The 21146-nt window shown below is 54.0% G+C and carries 21 protein-coding genes and 1 other RNA gene; 21 read left to right on the top strand and 1 reads right to left on the bottom strand.

Annotated elements, in window-relative coordinates; genetic code table 11:
- Window positions 1–6 precede the first annotated feature (6 nt).
- The 18 genes from yqfD (at window position 7) to rnpB (ending at window position 17095) form a co-directional block, all read left to right on the top strand.
- The gene (yqfD, locus tag ABH899_RS01815) at window positions 7–1197 is read left to right on the top strand and encodes a sporulation protein YqfD (protein ID WP_009671641.1); all 1191 of its coding nucleotides are present in this window, start codon (window positions 7–9) and stop codon (window positions 1195–1197) included.
- A 6-nt stretch (window positions 1198–1203) separates the two neighbouring features.
- Window positions 1204–2175, top strand: coding sequence for a PhoH family protein (locus ABH899_RS01820; protein ID WP_009671650.1), 972 nt, complete (start codon window positions 1204–1206; stop codon window positions 2173–2175).
- A gap of 42 nt (window positions 2176–2217) precedes the next feature.
- Complete coding sequence (locus tag ABH899_RS01825) at window positions 2218–4434, top strand: HD family phosphohydrolase (protein ID WP_009671642.1); 2217 nt, start codon at window positions 2218–2220, stop codon at window positions 4432–4434.
- A gap of 33 nt (window positions 4435–4467) precedes the next feature.
- On the top strand, window positions 4468–4998 hold the full coding sequence (ybeY, locus tag ABH899_RS01830) for an rRNA maturation RNase YbeY (RefSeq protein WP_218228377.1): 531 nt from the start codon (window positions 4468–4470) through the stop codon (window positions 4996–4998).
- Window positions 4995–5696, top strand: a complete 702-nt coding sequence (locus ABH899_RS01835) for a diacylglycerol kinase family protein (RefSeq protein ID WP_369993493.1) — start codon at window positions 4995–4997, stop codon at window positions 5694–5696. The genes ybeY and ABH899_RS01835 overlap by 4 nt, the downstream gene beginning before the upstream one ends.
- A gap of 63 nt (window positions 5697–5759) precedes the next feature.
- Window positions 5760–6164, top strand: coding sequence for a cytidine deaminase (locus tag ABH899_RS01840; RefSeq protein ID WP_369993495.1), 405 nt, complete (start codon window positions 5760–5762; stop codon window positions 6162–6164).
- 17 nt (window positions 6165–6181) lie between these two features.
- Window positions 6182–7081, top strand: a complete 900-nt coding sequence (gene era / locus ABH899_RS01845) for a GTPase Era (RefSeq protein ID WP_009671648.1) — start codon at window positions 6182–6184, stop codon at window positions 7079–7081.
- Window positions 7082–7192: 111 nt separating this feature from the next.
- Window positions 7193–7339, top strand: a complete 147-nt coding sequence (locus ABH899_RS01850) for a YqzL family protein (RefSeq protein WP_009671644.1) — start codon at window positions 7193–7195, stop codon at window positions 7337–7339.
- 49 nt (window positions 7340–7388) lie between these two features.
- Window positions 7389–8135, top strand: coding sequence for a DNA repair protein RecO (gene recO / locus ABH899_RS01855; protein WP_009671654.1), 747 nt, complete (start codon window positions 7389–7391; stop codon window positions 8133–8135).
- 229 nt (window positions 8136–8364) lie between these two features.
- On the top strand, window positions 8365–9192 hold the full coding sequence (locus ABH899_RS01860) for a pyruvate, water dikinase regulatory protein (RefSeq protein WP_009671643.1): 828 nt from the start codon (window positions 8365–8367) through the stop codon (window positions 9190–9192).
- A 103-nt stretch (window positions 9193–9295) separates the two neighbouring features.
- Window positions 9296–9739 carry a YaiI/YqxD family protein gene (locus ABH899_RS01865; protein WP_009671649.1) on the top strand — a complete coding sequence of 148 codons (444 nt, stop codon included), beginning with the start codon at window positions 9296–9298 and terminating at the stop codon, window positions 9737–9739.
- 61 nt (window positions 9740–9800) lie between these two features.
- Window positions 9801–11627 carry a DNA primase gene (dnaG, locus tag ABH899_RS01870; RefSeq protein ID WP_369993501.1) on the top strand — a complete coding sequence of 609 codons (1827 nt, stop codon included), beginning with the start codon at window positions 9801–9803 and terminating at the stop codon, window positions 11625–11627.
- A 39-nt stretch (window positions 11628–11666) separates the two neighbouring features.
- Complete coding sequence (gene rpoD, locus ABH899_RS01875; RefSeq protein WP_369993503.1) at window positions 11667–12791, top strand: RNA polymerase sigma factor RpoD; 1125 nt, start codon at window positions 11667–11669, stop codon at window positions 12789–12791.
- Window positions 12792–12850: 59 nt separating this feature from the next.
- Entirely contained in the window at window positions 12851–13837 is a 987-nt protein-coding gene (locus tag ABH899_RS01880) for an alpha/beta hydrolase (protein ID WP_369993505.1), read from the top strand.
- Window positions 13838–13919: 82 nt separating this feature from the next.
- Complete coding sequence (locus ABH899_RS01885) at window positions 13920–14747, top strand: hypothetical protein (protein ID WP_369993506.1); 828 nt, start codon at window positions 13920–13922, stop codon at window positions 14745–14747.
- 3 nt (window positions 14748–14750) lie between these two features.
- Window positions 14751–15509, top strand: coding sequence for a tRNA (adenine(22)-N(1))-methyltransferase (locus ABH899_RS01890; protein ID WP_369993509.1), 759 nt, complete (start codon window positions 14751–14753; stop codon window positions 15507–15509).
- Window positions 15485–16600: a Nif3-like dinuclear metal center hexameric protein gene (locus ABH899_RS01895; protein WP_369993511.1), complete on the top strand. Its 1116-nt coding sequence runs from the start codon at window positions 15485–15487 to the stop codon at window positions 16598–16600. Before ABH899_RS01890 ends, ABH899_RS01895 begins: the two co-directional genes overlap by 25 nt.
- 80 nt (window positions 16601–16680) lie before the next feature.
- Window positions 16681–17095, top strand: an RNA gene (gene rnpB / locus ABH899_RS01900) — RNase P RNA component class A.
- 348 nt (window positions 17096–17443) lie between these two features.
- On the opposite strand, the gene ABH899_RS01905 is transcribed toward rnpB, so the two are convergent.
- Window positions 17444–19525, bottom strand: coding sequence for a S8 family peptidase (locus tag ABH899_RS01905; RefSeq protein ID WP_369993513.1), 2082 nt, complete (start codon window positions 19523–19525; stop codon window positions 17444–17446).
- A gap of 192 nt (window positions 19526–19717) precedes the next feature.
- Here ABH899_RS01905 and ABH899_RS01910 point away from each other — a divergent pair, with 192 nt between their 5' ends.
- From ABH899_RS01910 to ABH899_RS01920, 3 genes are all read left to right on the top strand, one after another.
- Entirely contained in the window at window positions 19718–20218 is a 501-nt protein-coding gene (locus tag ABH899_RS01910) for a YpuI family protein (RefSeq protein WP_009674001.1), read from the top strand.
- Window positions 20219–20361: 143 nt separating this feature from the next.
- On the top strand, window positions 20362–20571 hold the full coding sequence (locus ABH899_RS01915) for a DUF1540 domain-containing protein (RefSeq protein ID WP_016423477.1): 210 nt from the start codon (window positions 20362–20364) through the stop codon (window positions 20569–20571).
- 47 nt (window positions 20572–20618) lie between these two features.
- Entirely contained in the window at window positions 20619–21035 is a 417-nt protein-coding gene (locus ABH899_RS01920) for a hypothetical protein (protein ID WP_009674000.1), read from the top strand.
- Window positions 21036–21146 lie beyond the last annotated feature (111 nt).

Below are 21146 nucleotides of genomic sequence, written 5' to 3' on the forward strand. Positions count from 1 at the left end.
TTCGGCGTGCAATCGGCGGTGTTAAAGTGGATACAGGGATACGTGAAGATCGAAGTGAAGGGCGAAAGAGCGGCGGAGTTTATCAACCGCGCACTTTCCAAAGGGTTTTCGTTATGGGACATACGGGTATCGGGAGACAGGCTGGTCGAGCTCTGCCTGCCTTGCCGGGATGCGCTGCGTCTCCGCCCGCTTCTGAAAGAGACAGGCTGCCGGATGCATCCGCTAAAGCGCGAGGGACTGCCCTTCGCTGCCCGGAAATTGGCCAAGCGTAAAACTTTTCTGGCCGGCGGCGTTGCTTTTATCGCATCTCTTTTCATTCTGTCTTCTTTCGTATGGACGATTAAGGTGGAAGGCAACGTAAAGATCGGGACCCAAACGATCCTGGATGCCGCCCGTAAAGAAGGGCTGTACCTCCACCAATGGAAATACCGGATGGGCGATTCCGAGAAGCTTTCGTTCGGCCTGCAAACCCATCTGCCCGGAACATCGTGGGTCGGGGTAGAGATTAAGGGCACCCAGGTTACGATCAAAATCGTCGAAGCGGACAAGCCGGAAGAAAAACCGCTCGTCAGCCCTCGCAATCTTGTGGCGTCCAAACACGCCGTCGTGACGGAAATCCAGGCGAAAAGAGGCCGTCCGCTCGTCCAGCCCAATGCCTACGTCCGCAAAGGGGACGTGCTTATTTCCGGTACGCTCGGCGACGAGGCGAATCAGAAAATCGTCGTAGCGGACGGATATGTGAAAGGCATGGTCTGGTACACCTCCAAAATCGAGGTGCCGATGATCCAAACGTACGAAACGTATACGGGCGATTCGAAGACGCGGAATTATCTCGTGTTCGGCTCCAAAGGGATCCAGGTAAGCGGCTACGGGAAGCTTCCATTCGAACACTATCAGACGATTCCGGAGCAGAAAACGCTCCAATGGCGCTCTTTTAAGCTGCCTGTCGGCTGGCTAAGCGAGAAGCTTATGGCTTCCGAAACGGTCGAGCGGAAACTGGACCCGGCCGAAGCAAAAGCCATCGGTCTGGAACGGGCCCGGGCCGATCTTATGAGCGAAGCGGGGAAAGACGCGCGCATCGTAACCGAAAAAATTTTGCATGAAAAATCAGAGAATGGTAAAGTTTATATGGAAGTGCATTTTGAAGTGGAAGAATTTATCATGGAAGAGCAACCTATCGTACAGCAAGGAGAATGAGGCCTTTTGGGAGAAAACGCTAAAACCATTAAAGTAGCACTTGCAGATACTTCGGTAGCGCAGGCCGTATTCGGTCCGCAGGACCGCTTTCTGCATCTGATCGAGCAGGAAACGAATGCGCGTATTTTTACCCGGGACGCGGAGCTTACGATTCAGGGGGATGCGGAGGAAGTCCGCAAGCTGGAACATTTATTCGAGGTACTGTTGGAGCTGGTCCGCAACCAGTATCCGCTTACGGAACGCGATGTGCTGTATGCCGTCGAGCTCGCCAAGCAAATGAAAGCGGATCAACTGCTGGAGCTTTTCAAAGGGGAGATTACGACCACCCACAAAGGAAAGCCCATTCGCGTTAAAACGATCGGACAAAAACAGTACGTCTCCACCATACAGAAGAAAGACATCGTGTTTGGAATCGGACCGGCAGGTACGGGAAAAACGTACTTGGCGGTTGTTCTTGCCGTTACGGCTTTGAAGGAAGGCAAGGTCAAACGGATCGTTCTGACCCGGCCCGCGGTTGAAGCGGGAGAAAGCCTGGGCTTCCTGCCGGGAGACCTCCAGGAAAAGGTTGACCCCTATTTACGTCCGTTGTATGATGCTCTTAACGATGTTCTGGGCCCCGAGCAGGTCGTGAAATCGCTGGAGCGGGGGCTTATCGAGATCGCGCCGCTCGCTTATATGCGGGGCCGTACGCTTGACGATTCCTTCATTATTTTGGATGAAGCGCAGAATACGACCCCGGAACAAATGAAAATGTTTCTGACCCGTCTGGGATTCGGTTCCAAAATGGTTGTAACGGGTGACGTGACGCAGATCGACCTTCCCCGCGGCAAAACGTCGGGCCTGATCGAGGCGCAGCGCATTCTGAACGGCATTGAAGAAATCGGATTCATTACATTTGCGGAGCAGGATGTCGTCCGTCATTCCTTAGTTCAAAGAATCATCGTCGCTTATAATGAGGACTCGCTAATATCGGGTTGAGTTACAGGGAACGAAGAGGCAAGAGAGGGATGACCTTCCATCATGAAAAAAGAAGTTGCGGTACAAGATATGCAAGCCAACACGAAGCTAAGCGGCTGGAAAACGAGTTTTCCGGTTCGCTTGCTTCTGCTTTTCGCGCTTATGCTCATTTTCTGCGTGACTTTGTTTTCCAGGCTTATTCCACAGACATTTGACATCAAATTGGGCGCGGTTGCGGAAAAGAACATCTATGCCCCTTTCCAGATCGAAAACTCTGTGGCGACCGAGAAAGCGAAGGAAGACGCGGCCAAGAAACTGCAGCCTGTCTATAAAATCGCGAATCTTCGGAACGAAGCGATGATCGATGCGATTTACGACCGGATTTTGCAGATCAATGCGGACCCCGACGTAAAGTTCGAAGATAAGGTAAGCGTCTACCGGACCGTTATTCCGGCGATTATTGCGGATACGGAAAAAATGGCGATCCGGACGATCGGCGAAACTAATTTCGGCAACGAAACGTTGATCGATGAAATCAATTCCAAAGTCAGTGACCAGAAATATCGGATTCCGGAAGAGATTTATTACAAATTTCCGCGCTTAACCAAGGAAGATGTCGCTGCGATGGCGCCCATTACCCGGGAAATTGTTTCCAAGCTGATGAGCGATCAGATTTCGGATGCCCAGACGGCCCGTGCGAAAGTAGCCGAGCTTGTCAATTCGTCCGACTTGTCCAAAAATACGCTGCGCGAACTGGTTCAGGAGATTGCCAGAGTTGTCATCACGCCGAATAAGTTTCTGGATCAGAAAGCAACGGACGATGCGAGAGGCGAAGTCCGCGAGAACGTCAAACCCGTTTATATCAATCAGGGGGACATTATCGTCAACGAGGGCGATGTCATTACCGATGAGATCTATAAACGTCTGAAAGCGGCCGAGCTGCTTAAGGAGAAAGCGAACTATTGGCCTCACGTCGGTCTCGTGCTGCTGGGCCTGCTGTTCGTTATGATGATCTATCTGTTCGTTCGGCAGAGTACGCTGCCGATACGGACGAACAATTCACAGCTTCTGATGTTCGTTCTTATTTTCGCCATTAACATGATCGGCATGAAAGTGGTGGCCCTTGGGCAAAATCCGGAATATCCGTTCATCGGATATTTGGCTCCGGCAGCTATCGGCAGCATGCTGATTACGATTCTGCTGAATCCGCAGCTCGCTTTTATCGCCAGTGTCCTGTTCAGCATTATGTCCAGCATTATTTTCAACATGCACGGGACTCAGCTATTCGATTACAGATACGGGCTGGTCACGCTCGTTACGTGTTTCGCTTCGGTCTTCGTTATTCAAAAGGCCAGCCAGCGCTCCTCCATTCTGAAAGCGGGAATTCTCATCTCGTTTATCGGTATGATTACGATCGTTTCGCTGATGCTTCTGGACAACGTGACGCGACAAGATATGCTTTACTCGCTGTCTTTTTCGGCCGCCAGCGGAATTCTTACCGCCGTGTTTGTAATCGGGCTCTTGCCCTTTTTCGAGACGGCGTTCGGGATCTTATCCCCGCTCAAGCTAGTGGAGCTCTCGAACCCGAATCATCCGCTGCTGCGCAAGCTGCTGACGGAGACACCCGGGACGTATCACCACAGCATCATGGTCGGCAATCTGGCGGAATCGGCGGCCGAATCCATCGGAGCGGACGGTCTGCTGTGCCGGGTCGGTTCTTACTACCATGACATCGGCAAAACGAAGCGGCCGAGCTATTTTATCGAAAATCAGACGAATATCGAAAATCCGCACGACCGTATCGATCCCGCGCTGAGCAAAAGCATTATTACCGCCCACGCCCGTGACGGGGTGGAGATGCTTAAGGAATACAACATTCCGAAGCCGATTCGCGATATCGCGGAGCAGCACCACGGAACGACGCTGCTCACGTTCTTTTATCACAAAGCAAGGAAGTTGGCCGAGGAAGAAGGCCGTGAAGTGCGCGAGGAAGATTTCCGTTACGAGGGGCCCAAAGCGCAGTGCAAGGAAGCAGCCGTAGTCGGAATCGCCGATTGCGTGGAGGCGGCGGTTCGTTCCCTGCGCAATCCGACCATCGAGCAGATCGATACGATGGTCCGCAAAATCATTAAATCCCGTCTGGATGACGGCCAGTTTAACGATTGCGATCTGACGCTGAAAGAACTGGACACCATCGCGAAGACGCTGAACGAATCTCTGCTGGGCATTTTTCACTCCCGGATCGAATATCCGAGCGAGCTTCCCGCCAAAGCGAAATAACCATTTGACCTATACATCTAGGAGGAATTAAACGTGGCCCTGATTTTAGCCTGGAACGACGAGCAGGACATCCTGCCGATCTCCCCTAAATTCGCCGAGAAGCTGGAAGAGCTGCTGAAGCTTGCAGGAGAAGAGGAAGGCGTTGAGGACGGGGAAGTCGCCCTGACGTTTGTAGACGACGAGACGATTCACGAGCTGAATCGTACGTACCGGAACATCGACCGTCCGACGGACGTTCTGTCTTTTGCGATGCTGGAGCAGGGGGAGGACGAACCCGCTATTCTCTACGGCGAGGAAGAGCCGGATGAAGATTCGGCGGAAGGCGATGCCGATGCTGACGGGGAAGAAGGCTTTGAGGAGCCGCTCGGCGATATCGTCATTTCGGTTCCCCGGGCCGCGGCGCAGGCTGACGAATACGGCCATTCCGTGGAGCGTGAACTCGGATTTTTATTCGTTCACGGATTTCTGCATCTGATCGGATACGATCACGACAACGAGGAGGCCGAGCGGGAAATGTTCGCGAAGCAGGAACAGATCCTGCAGAAAGCGGGGCTTACCCGTTGAGTTCCTTTCAGCGTTTTTTGCGGGGCTTCCGCTTCGCTTACGAAGGAATCAAATACGCTTTTGATACTCAGCGCAACATGAAATTTCATTTCGTTGTTGCCTTTCTTGTATTTCTGGCTGCCGTAATTTTGGGACTGCCGCACTGGGACGTGCTTTTCCTGCTGCTGGCAGTCGCTCTTGTCATCATGACCGAACTCATTAACACGGCGGTGGAAAAGGCAGTGGATCTGGCGATGCCGGATCTGCATCCGCTGGCGAAGATCGCGAAGGACACGGCGGCCGGCGCCGTTCTTGTGGCTGCCCTGTTCGCGGTCGTCGTCGGCATGGTGGTCTTCTACGGTCCTGTGGACCGGATGCTCCGCAAGGCGCAGGAGGCGGCCGCAGCCAACATGCCGGGCATGATATGGACGCTTATCGCGCTCGTCGCTCTTGTCACGATTGTAATCGAGACAAGGTTCAGCGACCGCGGGAAGCTTGTCCGGCCCAGCCTGCTGGCGGCGGTGCTGGCGGCGCTTGCGACTTTGATCGCCGTGATCGCCGGTCAGACGATCGTGACGCTGCTCTCCGGCACGCTTGCGGCGCTTGCCTTGATGGTTCTGGCCGAGCGGAAGCACCGGGCGCTGTCGTCCCTGCTGCTCGGTTCTGTTATCGGGGCAGCCGTCACCCTTCTTGCCTGGTTGTGGAGAGGCTGGGGGTAGATGCCTGACCGGCCGGCCTGAATGGTTACATTTTGTGGGTTAACGGAAAGGAAAAGATGCCTTATGAAACCGGAAGAACTGATGGAACATGCGCGGCAGGCACGCCTGAAAGCTTACATCCCATACTCGAACTTTGGGGTGGGAGCCGCCCTGCTGGATAAAGACGGTCAGGTCCATCACGGCTGCAATATCGAAAATGCGGCTTACGGGCCGACGAACTGCGCCGAACGCACCGCGGTTTTCCGTGCCGTCGCGGACGGGCACAAGCCGGGCTCCTTCCAATCAATCGCGGTTATCGGCGATACGGAAGGACCGATTTCACCTTGCGGGGTCTGCCGGCAAGTTTTAATCGAACTGTGCGGACCGGACATGCCCGTTATTTTAGGCAACTTAAGCGGTGACTATACCGTAACGACAACGGGTGAACTGCTGCCCGGCGCGTTTACGTCGAAAGATTTGCAATCCTAGGAGGAAATAATTACAGCATGAACAAAGAAAAATTCAAATCCGGATTCGTTTCGATTATCGGACGGCCGAACGTAGGGAAATCCACCCTGATGAACCAGGTAATCGGTCAGAAGATCGCGATTATGTCCGATAAGCCGCAGACCACGCGCAACAAAATTCACGGCGTGTACACGACCGACAATTCCCAAATTGTATTTTTGGACACGCCGGGTATTCATAAACCGTCTTCCAAGCTGGGCGATTACATGATGAAAGTTGCCCACAGCACCTTGGGAGAAGTCGACGCCATTCTGTTTCTTGCCGACGTTTCGGAAGGAATCGGCGGCGGAGACCGCTATATCATCGAACAGCTGAAGAACGTTAAAACACCGGTCATCCTAGTCCTGAACAAAATCGATCAAGTGCATCCCGAACAATTGCTGCCGATCATTACGACCTATAAAGATCTGTACGAATTCGCGGAAATCGTACCGGTTTCGGCTCTGCTCGGCAACAATGTGAACACAATGCTGGAGCAAGTCGTTAAATATTTGCCGGAAGGCCCGCAGTACTATCCCGCGGATCAGATAACCGACCATCCCGAGCAGTTTGTTTGCGCGGAACTTGTCCGCGAGAAGATCCTCCATATGACAAGAGAAGAAATTCCCCACTCCATTGCGGTAGCGATCGAGGATATGAAGGTCGAAAAAAACGGCGTGGTTCATATTTCAGCCGTCATTTACGTAGAGCGGGATTCGCAGAAAGGCATTATTATCGGCAAGCAGGGCTCGCTGCTGAAAGAAATCGGCAAGCAAGCGAGACATGATATCGAAGCGCTGCTCGGCTCCAAAACGTTCCTCGAGTTGTGGGTGAAAGTCAAAAAAGACTGGCGCAATCAGGAACGCGTGTTGCGGGATCTGGGCTTCCGAAACGAATAACCGCTAGGCTTTCCCCGCGTTCCATTAATTGCCGGGCATAGACTGCTTCAACGGGTACATCCTAAGGGTAATCATCAACACGAACATCTTACGGAGAGAGGATGATCCAGAGTGAGAGATTTTACCTGGCACTATTTTTGGTCGACGGGGGAAGTGGACGCTTACCTGCTGTACAAAGATTTAGCGTCTGATCCCGAACTTGCAGGAGAAGAGCTGATGCAGCAAGAGCAGGAAGCCGTGCATTCGGTCGAAGCCTGAGAACGCCTGGAGACTGATCCGGCGTTTCCGGAAAGGAAGCGCATAAGAGATGCTGCACCGGGTGCAAGGAATTGTTCTCCGTAGCGTCGATTACGGGGAAGGGAACAAAATCATTACGCTTTATACCCGTGAACTGGGTAAAGTAGGGGTGATCGCGCGCGGAGTGAAGAAGGTGAAAAGCCGGCTCGGCGCCGTCACCCAGCTGTTCACGTACGGGGATTACGTTTTTTATAGACAGGGTAAGCTTGGAACGCTTAACCATGGGGAGATCATAGAACCCCATCACAAATTGAGAGAAGATCTTTATAAATCTGCGTATGCCTCTTACCTGGTTGAAATGGTTGACCGGATGCTGGGAGAGGAGGATCGCAGTTTATTCTTGTTCGATCAATTGGAAGCGGGACTCATGGCCATTGAGCAGGAGAAGGATATGCAGATCGTCGCGCATGTTTTCGAGCTTAAGATGCTTGCGGCCTCCGGGTATACGCCGGTTCTCGATAAATGCGCGTCATGCGGGCGCACGGAGGAACTGGCCGCTTTCAGCGCAGCAGCGGGCGGCGCAATGTGCAGCCGCTGCAAGCATCTCGACCCTTATGCCGCGGCCGTGACGGAAAGTACGCTGAAGCTTATGCGGCTTTTACAGCAGGTCGATCTCAGCCGGATCGGCAATGTTAACGTAAAGCCCTCTACCAAATCCCAGCTGAAGCACAGCATGAGACTGTATATGGACGCCCACGTGGATGTCCGCTGGAAAGCCAGAAGTTTTTTGGATCAGATGGATAAGTACAATATTTAAAACCTGCGTGTTTGACAAACGTAAGCGGGTTCCTTATAGTAAGTGATTGGAAGCAGTAACTGGTACGGATAACTGGAAGAACAGAGTATTACAATGTTGCCGTGGTGATAAACCGCCGGGACCTTAGGGTCGTACGTGGCGGCCGCTTTGATTTTCGAAGCTACCACGGTCCTTTTGTCTTCGTTTCCGCTTAGCTATTCCCGAATAGGTACAGGGAGGGACAACATTTATGAATCCTTCAAACAATCCGGTTATCGTTTACGTGGTATCGGATGCGATCGGAGAGACGGGCGAATCTGTCGTCAATGCCGTCGCGCTGCAATTTTATCCCGCCCCCATTGTGATCGAGCGGGTTCCTTTCGTGCATGATACGGAAGAAATCGACCGCCTCCTGGCCAAAGTCGCCCGTCAGCAGGGAATCATCGCGTTTACGCTGGTCATTCCCGAGCTTCGCGATTATTTGACCCAGAAAGCGGAACAAGCGGGATTCGCTTACGTCGATCTGCTGGGACCGCTTATTCAGACGTTCGAAAAAGCGTTTAACCGCAAGGCCCGCCATCAGCCGGGAGGCAACCATCCCTTGGATGAGGATTATTTCAAAAAAATGGAGGCGATCGAGTTCGCCGTCAAATACGACGACGGCCGCGATTTCAGCGGAATCGTCAAGGCGGATATCGTCCTCGTCGGCGTATCCCGCACGTCGAAAACTCCGCTTTCCATGTACTTGGCGCACAAAAAATACAAAGTCGCCAATGTCCCCCTCGTTCCGGAAATGCAGCCGCCCGACGTGCTTTTCAAAGTGCCTAAAAACAAGGTGATCGGTCTGCTTATCGATCCGGATAAACTCAATGCTATCCGCCGGGAACGGCTGCGCACTCTCGGACTCGCGTCCAATGCAACTTATGCCAAAACGGAACGTATTAAACAAGAGCTGGAGTTCGCGGGAACGGTGCTTTCCCGGATCGGATGCCACGTCATCGACGTATCCAACCGCGCCGTCGAAGAAACGGCCAGCCTGGTTCTCGAACAAATCCGGCGTCATCCTCATTTATCCTGAACTTGCAGGATTTTTCGCGCGATGAGCGTATATACTAGTACAGCAGGACTATTAGCAGGTATCGGGGGCATTATCCATTCAACATTCATCCTTTCAAATTGTTGTGGATGCGGATGCGTGTCCGGTTAAACCCGAGATCATCCGGGCTGCCGCGCAGTATTCGGTTCACGTGCTTATGGTGGCTTCGTTCGACCACCGGCTGAAGGGGCAGGAAGGGATCGAGGTGATCCAGGTCGACCGTTCGGACCAGTCCGTCGATTTGTTTATCGCCAATCATATCCGGCGCGGGGATATCCTGGTTACGCAGGATTTCGGTCTGGCCGCCATCGGTCTGGGCAAAGGGGCGGTATGCCTCTCGAACCGCGGGCAGGAATATACCGACCGGACCATTGATTTTCTTCTTGACCGGCGTCATACACAGGGCAAGCTGCGCCGTGGAGGCAAGCATTCCAAAGGACCGAAGCCTTTTACGGACGAGGATCGCGAATTTTTTCTACATGGTTTGACAAAAGTTTTACTTCGTTTGCAGGAGAATAGGCCTGTTTAGCGAATACGTATAGTTGTTTACCGCACATGAAGCTTTTTTATAAGGATTGAAGGTGGGGGAAATGGGTTACGGACGCATTCCGGATGAAGTGATCGAAGCTGTTCTGCAGCGTCATGACATTGCCGATGTGATAGGAAAATACGTCCATTTGACCAAACAGGGCCACTACCTGAAGGGGCTTTGTCCGTTTCACTCGGAGAAATCGCCTTCGTTTACGGTGACGCCCGAGAAACAGATTTACCACTGCTTCGGCTGCGGAGCGGGGGGCAACATGTTTCAGTTTCTCCGGGAAATCGAAGGCTACACGTTTGCCGAAGCCGTCCGGCACCTGGCGGAGGAAGCGGATATCCCCGTTACTTGGGAAGAGTCTTTATCCGCGGACAATCCGCAGCAGAAGGACCGGTCCAAAATGCTGGAGGCCAATGAGAAAGCGGCCAAACTGTACTGTTATATTCTAATGAATACCGATCAAGGCAAAAACGCACTCGATTATGTGCGCAACCGGCAGATGTCGGATAAATTGATCGACGCTTTTCAGATCGGATATGCTCCCGCCATGTGGGATACGCTTGTACAGCAGCTTCAGAAAGCGGGCTACGATCTTCCGCTGATGGAACGGGGAGGGCTCGTTTCGGCCCGTTCCGAGGGAGACGGTTATATCGACAAGTTCAGGGACAGAGTGATTTTCCCGATCTGGGACGCGCAGGGCAAAGTCATTGCCTTCGGCGGCCGGGCGCTCGGGGATGTGCAGCCTAAGTACTTGAACAGTCCTGAGACGATGCTCTTCAACAAAAGCCGTGTGCTGTATAATTTTCACCAGGCACGTCCGCAAATCCGGAAAACGAATACCATGGTATTGTTTGAAGGTTATATGGATGTGGTAAAAGCTTGGGAAGCTGGGGTGAGAAACGGTGTCGGTACGATGGGTACCGCGCTGACCCCCGAGCATGCGGAACTGATCCGGCGCAACGCCGGACGGGTCGTGATCTGTTACGACGGAGATTCGGCCGGACAGAATGCGGCTTACAAGGCAATCCCCCTGCTTGAACAAGCGGGCTGCGAAGTGAAAGTGGCTATGCTTCCGGATGCCAAAGATCCGGATGAATACATTACTGCATACGGCTCCGAGAGATTTGTACGGGAAATCATTGATTACGCCGTACCCTCGATCAAATACAGGCTGCACTACATTCGCCGGCATTTCCGTTTGCAGGAGGAAGGCGATCGGATACGCTACCAGCAAACGGCTTTGAAGATGATTGCGGACTTGAGCTCGATCGAACGGGAGCATTATTTAAAACAGCTCGCCGGGGAGTTTGAGACCTCTTACGAGTCGCTCAAGCAAGATTTGGCCAACCTCCGGATGAAATCGGAAAAAAACCGGACAGTCAGGGATAATATCGACGTTCCGTGGAATAATGGTAGGCATAATAGGAAAGAAACGCCAAAAGCGCCGCTTTATCCGGCTTATCATAACGCGGAACGGCAGCTTCTAGCCGTCATGATGCACGATCGGGATGTTAGCGCCTATGTGGAAGAACGGTTAGGCGACGAATTTAACGTGGATGCTCATGCCGTTCTGGCGGCTTATTTATATGCTTTTTACGCCCAAAACTCCACACCGAGCGTCAGTCGTTACATGGCGATGATTCAGGACGACAAGCTCGAAAATCTGGCGAGTTCCATCGCGATGATGGGCGCGCACCACGGTGTGAACGAAGTCGTCATCGACGACTACATCAAAGAAATCAAAAAATATCCGAAGCAGCAGGAAATATCGAGAAAAAAAGAAGAAATGATCCGTGCGGAGCGCTCAGGGGATCCTTTGCGGGCTGCGCAAATTCTTAGTGAAATTATTGCCCTAGAGAAACAGCTTAAATTTTCGTAACGCAGGTTCCGGATAATCTAGGGAGGAGGGAGTTGGATTATGGCGAACGATCAACATACTGAGATCGAAACCGAGTTGACCCTGGAGCAGGTAAAGGAGCAGCTCATCGAGTTAGGCAAGAAGCGCTCCTCGCTCACTTATAAAGACATCACAGAACGGCTGGCTCCTTATGATCAAGATCCGGAACAGATTGACGAGTTTTTCGAACAATTGTCCGAAATGGGAATTGACGTAGGAAACGAGTCGGACGAGGACGAAAGAAGAATGCGTCCGGAGGGCGATCAAGAGAACGATGAATTCAGCTTTGAAGATGATCTGACTCTCCCGCCAGGCATTAAAATCAATGACCCGGTGCGGATGTATTTGAAAGAGATCGGTCGTGTTCCCCTTCTTTCGGCAGAGAATGAAGTGGATCTGGCGAAAAGAATCGAGCAAGGCGACGAGGAAGCGAAGCGCCGTCTGGCCGAAGCGAACCTCCGTCTCGTCGTCAGCATCGCCAAACGCTACGTCGGACGGGGCATGCTGTTCCTGGATCTGATCCAGGAAGGAAACATGGGTCTAATCAAAGCGGTGGAGAAATTCGACCATACCAAAGGGTATAAATTCAGTACGTATGCCACCTGGTGGATTCGTCAAGCCATTACGCGCGCCATTGCCGATCAGGCGAGAACGATCCGTATTCCGGTTCACATGGTGGAAACCATTAACAAGCTGATCCGGGTATCCCGTCAACTGCTGCAGGAACTGGGGCGTGAACCGACGCCGGAAGAAATCGCGAAGGAAATGGAACTGAGCACGGATAAAGTCCGCGAAATCATGAAGATCGCGCAGGAACCGGTATCCCTGGAAACTCCGATCGGTGAAGAGGACGATTCCCATCTGGGCGACTTTATTGAAGATCAGGAAGCGCTGGCACCGGCGGATGCGGCGGCTTACGAGCTTCTTAAAGAACAGCTAGAAGATGTTCTCGATACGCTGACCGAGCGTGAAGAAAACGTGCTTCGTCTTCGTTTCGGTCTGGATGACGGGCGTACCCGGACTCTGGAAGAAGTGGGCAAAGTTTTCGGGGTTACCCGTGAACGGATTCGTCAGATCGAAGCCAAAGCGCTTCGCAAGCTGAGGCACCCGAGCCGCAGCAAACGATTAAAAGATTTCCTTGAATAGAATCCGAATGCCCGCCTCCGGCGGGTTTCTTTTTTTCAAATAGAAGGAGGAATGTTGAAATGTCAAAGACCCTGTTGATCAGTTTGTGCATACTTGCGGTTCTTGCTGTGGCTTTGACAGCGGCAGCCTTCTATATGTTCGGGCTGGGAATACGCCGCAGCAGCAAGGAATTTCTGCAGAACAGCCCGGATCTTGCGGGTCACATGGAAGAAATCGCGGTAGACCCGTCACCGGCTACGGCGGATAACTGGCTTGCCCGCCAGACGCTCGAGCAGGTGTCCATTCAATCGGCGGACGGCCTTCGTCTGAACGGCTGGTATTTGGAGGCCGAGCGGCCTTCGGGCGTAACGGCATTGCTGGCGCACGGGTATTCCGGGCAGGGCAGGGACATGGCCAGCTTCGCTCAAATTCACCACGAGCTCGGGTATAACGTGCTGATGCCGGACAACCGGGGGCACGGACAGAGCGAAGGGGAGTATATCGGCTTCGGCTGGACGGACCGATTGGATTACGTCAACTGGATCCGGTATATTCTGCAGCGGAGCGGCGAAAACGCCCGGATTCTTCTCCACGGCGTATCCATGGGCGGCGCTACGGTGCTGATGGCAAGCGGCGAAAGGCTGCCGGAGCAGGTGAAAGGAATCATCGCCGATTGTTCCTATACGTCCGTCAAAGACATTCTGAGCTATCAGCTCAAGCGGATGTTCAAGCTGCCCGCGTTTCCGCTCATTCCCCTTACCAGCCTGATCTGCAAAGTAAAAGCGGGCTATTTCTTCGGGGAAGCTTCGGCGCTGAAGCAGGTAAAGCGTACGGAAAAGCCGATTCTTTTTATCCATGGAGAAGCGGATACGTTCGTTCCGTTTTTTATGGTGCACGGCTTGTATAAGGCGGCTCCCGCGGGCAAAGATCTGTTCATGGTGCCCCGTGCGGGACACGGGCTTGCTTTTATGACGGACAAGGACGGCTACCGGAGCAGGGTGACCGATTTCGCCAAGCAATGCCTGGAAGAAAAGCAAAAGGTCCTGCAGGCACGGTCAGAAGCTTGAATCCGCAAATGCAGGCTCATCGGATTTCCTTCTCAAATTCGGAAGGCGGCGAACCGATAAAGTTGTTGGGAAGGTGAAGCTAATGGATGACGAGAAACGAACGGCTATTATTAAGGAAATCGAACACTGGCGGAGATCTAGGCTTCTGCCCGCACAGTACTGCGACTTTCTGCTCAATTTGTACATGGAAACGGGTGCGGACCATTCCAGAAGGGTTTTGGGCATATCGACCAAATCCATCCGGGGGAGCCACTGGAAATTCTGGGTTGCAGCCGTCATCACTATCATTGTATTATCATTGACGCTCCTTAATTTTAACTCTTTTGGAATTTCTTTGCAAATTGGCGTTTCCGCCGTATTTGTTGTATCTTGGTATATAATCGGCTTCCGGCAAAAAGAAGAGCAGCCTTTCAGAGCACAGCTTTCGACGGGCATCGCTTCGGCGTCCCTGATCGGTTTCGGAGTCTGGATTCTTTATGGAAACGGCTTGACCGCGCAGTTGTACCTCGGGTCCTTCGTAGCCCTTTGCGGTCTCGTCTGGCTGCTTGTCGGTCTTCTCGGGCGGACGCCGCTTCTTCAATACTGCGGATGGCTGGCACTGCTTATTACGTACGGATTCGTATTAAGCCAGCGTCTGGAGCCTGCTACCTGGTACAAGCTGCAGCTAGCCTGGCTTCCGCTTTCTTTTATCCTCATGTGGATCGGGTGGCTCATTCAGCACCGCTGGAAGAAACCAGGCCTGGTTCTGCTGCTCGCTGGAGCGACCGTATGGATTGCGCCCGAGCTGTTCGGACTGGCCTGGGGCACCTCGGCGCAGCAGCTTCTCCAGCTTTCGCTTGCCGGTAAAGTGGCGGCGGCGGGAATCGCGCTGTTTGCCTATCGTAAAAATTGGACGGAATGGGTTGCTTAAAATATGGTGAAATTGTCTCAACGTTTATTGGAAATTGCAAAAAAAGTCCCTCAAGGGGCAAAACTTGCGGATATCGGATCCGACCATGCCCTGCTGCCGACCTTTCTGGTGCAGCAGGGCACTGTTCCGTCTGCGGTTGCGGGCGAAGTGAACCGCGGTCCGGCCGAGGCGGCGCAGAGGCAGGTCCGTGACGCCAATCTGAGCGGGCAGATCGAAGTCCGCCTCGGGGACGGCCTTTCCGTGCTGCGGCCGGGCGAAGTGGATGCAGTGACAATCGCGGGAATGGGCGGGGCTTTGATTGCGTCCATTCTCGATGCGGGCGAGGATAAGCTTGCAGGCGTGACCACGCTGATTCTGCAGCCGAACGTGGGCGAGGACATCGTGCGCAAATGGCTGCGCAGTCACGGCTGGCACCTGGCCGACGAGACCATTCTGGAGGAGGACGGCAAAATTTATGAAATTTTGACGGCCGTCCGGATGAAGCCGGAGGATGAGGGGGATGCCGCGTTATACGCGGATCGCCTTCTTGACGGGCTCCGGGTAACCGGCGACACGCTCCTGCAGATGGGTCCCTACCTGATTCAGGATCCCCCGGCGGTCTGGTTTGCGAAGTGGGAATACGAACTCGATAAACTGGCCATGATCCGCAGACAGCTGGACCGTTCGGTTTCCGAAAATGCGGAAGAGAAGCGGTCCGGGCTGGAGGCGGAAATCTCGCGTATCAAGGAGGTCCTGGAATGTTTGCGAAAGGACAAACCGTAATTCAATTGTTCGAAAAGCTGGCGCCTAAGCACTACGCCGTGCCTGACGATAAAATCGGCCTGCAGCTTGGTACCTTGCAGAAGGAAATCAAAAAGATCCTCGTGGCGCTGGACGTTACCGACGAGGTTGTGGATGAAGCGATCCGGACGGGCGCGGATCTGATTATCGCGCATCATGCGATCATTTTCAGACCTCTGGCCCACCTGCAGACGGATACGCCGGCCGGACGGCTGTACGAGAAGCTCATCAAGAACGATATCGCAGTCTACATCGCGCATACGAATCTGGATGTGGCGGAAGGAGGCATCAACGACCTGATGGCCGAAGCTCTCGGCCTGAAGGACCTGGTGCCTCTGGACGAGGTTCACACGGAGAAGCTCAGCAAGCTGGTCGTCTTCGTGCCGGAAAGCCATCACGAGAAGGTGCTTCAGGCGCTGTTCCAGGCCGGAGCGGGCTGGATCGGCGACTACAGCCACTGCTCGTTCAACATTCCCGGCACGGGGACGTTTATGCCCCGCGAGGGCACGAAGCCGTTCCTGGGCGAGCAGGGCAAGCTGGAGCGCGCGGACGAGGTGCGCGTGGAGACGATCGTGCCCGCGGGCATCCAGCGGGCGGTGGTGCAGGCGATGTTGAAGGCGCATCCGTACGAAGAGGTCGCTTACGACCTCTATCCGATGGACCTCAAAGGCCGTACGTTCGGCCTTGGACGCGCCGGCAAGCTGCCGGAGCCTCTCACGCTGCGCGAGCTTGTCGCGGCCGCGAAGGAGGCTTTCGACGTGCCGATGGTGCGCGTCGTCGGCGATCTGGACCGCACCGTCCGCAAGGCGGCGGTGCTAGGAGGCTCCGGCGGTCGGTATATGCGCGGCGCGATGTTTGCGGGAGCCGATGTCCTCGTGACCGGGGACATCGACTACCACACCGCGCACGACGCGCTGGCCGCAGGCATGTGCCTGATCGACGTGGGGCATAACGTCGAGAAAATCATGAAGCGCGCGGTGGCGGATTACATGAACCGCGCGCTTGCGGAAAAGAAATACGGAACGGTGGCGGCCGCTTCGGAACCGAGTACGGAACCGTTCCAATTCCTCTAAAAAACGCGAATTGGCTGCATTCCCAGTCATTCGTTGTTGAATTCGGCGCCGATAACCTGTATACTAGCAAATGTTCTCGGAAAGTTTGACAGACAATCGCTGGTGATGCTTGCATCGCGAGAGGAAAGTCCGGGCTCCATAGGGCAGGGTGCTGGATAACGTCCAGTCAGCGCGAGCTGAAGGATAGTGCCACAGAAATGGACCGCCGATGGCGTCGCAAGACGCACAGGCAAGGGTGGAACCGTGGTGTAAGAGACCACGAGGGGTACTGGTGACTTTACCCCTGGTAAACCCCACTTGGAGCAAGACCTAATGGGACGCGGTCTGCAGGCTTGCCTGACAGACAGCCTTAGCCCGAGGCGCGTCCGGGTTGGTCGCTTGAGCTGTATAGCAATGTATGGCCTAGATAGATGATTGTCACTTCAATGGTGGGAGGGTATCGTAGCCCGCAGCACCACCGGAAGTACAGAACCCGGCTTACGGCAAGCTTTCCATCCTTACGACATCGAAAAACCGCCCGTTATCTTCGGATAACGAGGCGGTTTTTGAGTTGTGCGCCGTGGCGCTATTTTTTTCGCGCTTCCTTCATACTTTAAAGTATGAAGGAATTTTAGTTTATCACCCGGCCGATTCTCCATGGCCTCGGCTTGAATGTACCCGTGTCGAGACGCGCGTTGCGGAGCTTACGGTGCAGTTGCGGCAATCCCGGATATGAGGGGGCCTTTAGTTTATCCCTGGGCCATTTTGTCTGCGGCCTCGGCTTGAAGGTACCCGTGGTCCAGGCGGATTTCGGGTTTGATGCCCAGCCCCCGGCTTACATGTGCCCAGGCCAGGACAGTACTGTTACGGGGCTACGGGCGCCGGTTTCGTCCCCGGAAGGCCGGCCTGTACGGGACCCCGGCCAAGGGCGGCTTCCACGGCTTTGTCGACATTGATGAGCCCGAACCCGAAGTAAGTGTCGCGTCCTTTGTCTCCGATATCCGAGGCTGTCTGGCGCATCAGTTCCATCACCTCGGTATTTTTGAGGGACGGATTCGCCGAACGGAGCAGGGCCGCCAGTGCCGTTACATGCGGGCAGGCCATGGACGTGCCGGAGAGCGCCGCGTACTGGTTCTGCGGGTAGGTGCTGGCGATGCTCACGCCCGGAGCGGCGACGTCGATATAGTCTCCGTAGTTCGAGAAAGACGCCCGCCCGTTGCTTGAATCCGTAGCGGCTACCGCAAACACTTCGGGGTAGGCCGCGGGGTAGCCCGGCCGTTCCGTGTTGTCGTTGCCGCTTGCGGCGATTAGGACGACGTCGCGGTCGTAAGCGTATTTGATGGCATCGTGCAGGAAATCCGAGCTGGCGTAGTTGCCGAGACTGAGGTTAATCACCTTGGCGCCGTGGTCGGTGGCCCAGATGATTCCCTGGGCAACGGCATACGTGCTGCCAACTCCGCTGCTGTCCAGAGCCTTGACCGGCATAATTTTGTTATACCAGGTCATACCGGCTACTCCCAATCCGTTATTAACCTGCGCGCCGATAATTCCGGCTACGTGCGTGCCGTGTCCGACATCATCCATCGGCTGCGCGGTCGGATCCAGGACGTTGTAGCCTTCGATGAGTTGACCTTTCAAGTCCTCATGATTGACGTCGGCTCCCGTATCCACGATCGCAACCTTGACATCCTGAGTGCCCTTGTTGAAATTCCACCCTCTCAGCGTATTCGTGATCGGAAGGTTCCACTGATATTTGTTGAAAAGAACGTCATTGGGAATGACGTCCGGCTGCGCGGCCGCCTGCTCCCCGGCCCCGGAGCGTGCCGGTCCGGAATTGTCGCTTCGGCTGCCGGGCCACCAGTCAAAAAACCAGCTTAGCGGTTTGGTGCCGCGGGACAAGTCATTCGTTTCGTAAATATAGTGGGGCTCCACAAAGCGGACATCCTGGCGTTTGCGGAAATAATCCATTAGCTGCTTGGCTTCGAGGCTGCGGGCGGTAATAATATACGTATTTCCGATAAGCTTGACCTTGGTGGCGCCGATCTCTGTCCGGATACGGGACAGCTCGGCTTCGCGCGGAGGACGGTTAAACTGGACCACGACGTCATGACGCTCGTAATGGCTGGTGCCTTCATGGTCGTCGGGATGAGTCACCCGTTTGCTGCGCAGCGTGTCGGTATCTACGCTTTCGATTTTCCAGCGGCTTTTATCGGAATGGAAAGATTGCAGGCGGAGATTTTTACGCTGATGATTGGAAACCTCCTGCAAAATATGCTGGCGTACGACGGCGACGACTGAGCTTTTCTTGTCGGGAGCGGGCACGTTCAGCACAAAGTACGGTTTATCCGCTACCGTGAAATTAGGCGACTGATAAACGTTTCCTTGTGAGGCCGCTTTTTTCGCCTCCTCGATATAAGGCTGGGCGCTCTTGGCAAGTTCTTTGGACAGTTTGCCGGAGACGATTTCGGAAGCGTCGGCAGCGGAACCGGAAGAGCCCGAACCGGACGGAGCTGAAGATGCGCCGGGAGTCTCGGGAGCACCGGTAGTACCGGAGCCGCCGGATGTACCCGAACCGGTCTTGGTGGAACTGTCGGGTCGAACAGAAGAAGGCGATTTGCCCGGTACAACACCCGGATCAGACTTCGCGGGAATCCAATCCAGCATAATAATGTGGCCATGCTTGCTCTGCATGTCCTTCAGCGTTTCTTTGATCTTTTTAGGATCGGCTTGGTTCAGGGAAGCATACATTTGGTTAACATGGAGCAGGCACTGGTTCCGGCACAATTGGTCGGTTACGGCGACATCCTGTTCGACAAGCGCTTGTTTATATTTCAGCTCGGCTTCCGGCTGTACGTTCCTTGCTTCGGGTTTCGTCTGACAGGCGCTTGTTACGACAAGCAGGCTGCCGAGTATCATGCCGCCTAGGGCGGCAGTGGGGCGTCGCATGGGTCGGAGGCCTCCTTTCCTTCGTCTGGACTGCATAAAAGTAGGGTGGGAAAGGGGCGCTTTTTTTATACGGAAGCCGGACATTTGCCCTTAAGAATCGGGTACCTTTTCCAGAGAAAGTGTGATACTATATGGATGGGCTGAGCCGGGTGCGAGTTCCCGCTCTGTTAACTAGAGGAGGTCATAACCGTAATGGCAATGGATAATGTTAAGAAGGCGTGCGAGACAACGAGAAAGAAACTGAAGGAAGCGGCGGACCGCATCGAGTCGTTTCTGAACACCTACTCTCTTCCGCAGTTGAATGCAGAGTCCGATTCCGAAATGGAAGAGTTTTACCGCGGCTATTTGCAGGATACTCGTCACCTGCTTGTTTTCTGCGAGGTGGCTTACGAGAAGCTCGGAGTCAGCTTGCGCAGACCGACCTTCAATGTGGACTTTACCGAAAAAGTGCTGTATGAAGTGTACCACAACTGTATCAGCCCTTTCTTTTACCCGAAGAACGAGTGCTATTCCGAAGACGGCCGCTACGCGTACACCGGACAGGATGCCATTCGTTTCCGCAAAAAACCGAATCGTGAAGTACGAGATCTGACGATTGAATTGTCCAAAATTTTCGAAGAGCTCCGCGAAGAACTGTCTTACTATGAAAATGACTACATTACCCAGCGCCGCATGCAGGGCGAACGGGTTTAAAATAAGAGAAATGAAGCCTCCGCGCGCGGGGGCTTTTTTGTTTGCGGTAATGGTTGCGGTCAGTCCGTCTGTCAGGTTGTGACAGCACTCCCCGCGGATATCCGCCCAGCCTTCGTGAGACCCTATGCTTGGGGGTGATCGATATGCCAGAAGTCAAATGCGCCGTTTCGAACTGTGCCTACTGGGGACAGGGGAACAACTGCCGTGCGGATATCATTATGATCGAAGTGGACGAGCATGCGAATGCCGACCTGTCTTCCGAATTTGCCGGCGAAGAATTTGATACGCGTCATAAGGATCAGGCTGCGGACCGTGCCAATACGTGCTGTCACACGTTCAAAGAGAAGAAGTAACACGCGCATCCGAAATTCCTCAGCACAGTAAGAGGAGGTCTTCACGTATGACTCACCACAAAAGTCGTAAGAAGCAGGAGCGCACGCGGGAACATTCTCAAAAGCATGACCCGGCTAAAGCGAATTCTTCTGCGGGTCGGGAACACGCCGGGCATTCGGACCGTGAGGAATATGCGGGCGAACTGGCGCCGGGGCTTGCAGGACGCAATGTGGAAGACGCAGGCGCCCGAAGCAGGGAGGATGCCGATTCGGATTCGTGGATAAGCGCCCGGACGCTCGGTGTTATGGCGCTCGTGTCGTCCGTTCTTTCGTTTTTCCTGCTCCCGTTTGTGCTGGGACCCCTTGGGGCGATTCTCGGGTACATGGCGTTTGCGGACGGAAGCCGGAAAGCCGGCGGCTGGGCAATCGCGATCGGACTGATCAGCTTTTTTTCCAATTTGTTTTTCGTCCCGTTTGTGATTTAGCGAACGGCGGAAAAGGGCCTCCGGGCCCTTTTTTTATATCGGTCATGGAAGGGACGGGACAGACGAAATTAGACGAAACCCCTTTAAACCGTTATAATTTGCTCAGACATG

The sequence above is a fragment of the Paenibacillus sp. RC84 genome, from assembly GCF_041260495.1.
Lineage (GTDB): Bacteria > Bacillota > Bacilli > Paenibacillales > NBRC-103111 > Paenibacillus_F.

Bases quoted from the DNA above. Each gene is read 5' to 3' on its own strand.
- ABH899_RS01915 (WP_016423477.1), top strand. From the start codon at position 20,362: ATGCCAGAAGTCAAATGCGCCGTTTCGAACTGTGCCTACTGGGGACAG.
- recO (WP_009671654.1), top strand. From the start codon at position 7,389: ATGCTGCACCGGGTGCAAGGAATTGTTCTCCGTAGCGTCGATTACGGG.
- ABH899_RS01910 (WP_009674001.1), top strand. From the start codon at position 19,718: ATGGCAATGGATAATGTTAAGAAGGCGTGCGAGACAACGAGAAAGAAA.
- dnaG (WP_369993501.1), top strand. From the start codon at position 9,801: ATGGGTTACGGACGCATTCCGGATGAAGTGATCGAAGCTGTTCTGCAG.
- ABH899_RS01885 (WP_369993506.1), top strand. From the start codon at position 13,920: ATGGATGACGAGAAACGAACGGCTATTATTAAGGAAATCGAACACTGG.
- ABH899_RS01890 (WP_369993509.1), top strand. From the start codon at position 14,751: ATGGTGAAATTGTCTCAACGTTTATTGGAAATTGCAAAAAAAGTCCCT.
- ABH899_RS01860 (WP_009671643.1), top strand. From the start codon at position 8,365: ATGAATCCTTCAAACAATCCGGTTATCGTTTACGTGGTATCGGATGCG.
- ABH899_RS01920 (WP_009674000.1), top strand. From the start codon at position 20,619: ATGACTCACCACAAAAGTCGTAAGAAGCAGGAGCGCACGCGGGAACAT.
- ABH899_RS01895 (WP_369993511.1), top strand. From the start codon at position 15,485: ATGTTTGCGAAAGGACAAACCGTAATTCAATTGTTCGAAAAGCTGGCG.
- ABH899_RS01840 (WP_369993495.1), top strand. From the start codon at position 5,760: ATGAAACCGGAAGAACTGATGGAACATGCGCGGCAGGCACGCCTGAAA.
- rpoD (WP_369993503.1), top strand. From the start codon at position 11,667: ATGGCGAACGATCAACATACTGAGATCGAAACCGAGTTGACCCTGGAG.
- ABH899_RS01825 (WP_009671642.1), top strand. From the start codon at position 2,218: ATGAAAAAAGAAGTTGCGGTACAAGATATGCAAGCCAACACGAAGCTA.
- era (WP_009671648.1), top strand. From the start codon at position 6,182: ATGAACAAAGAAAAATTCAAATCCGGATTCGTTTCGATTATCGGACGG.
- ABH899_RS01905 (WP_369993513.1), bottom strand. From the start codon at position 19,525: ATGCGACGCCCCACTGCCGCCCTAGGCGGCATGATACTCGGCAGCCTG.
- ABH899_RS01880 (WP_369993505.1), top strand. From the start codon at position 12,851: ATGTCAAAGACCCTGTTGATCAGTTTGTGCATACTTGCGGTTCTTGCT.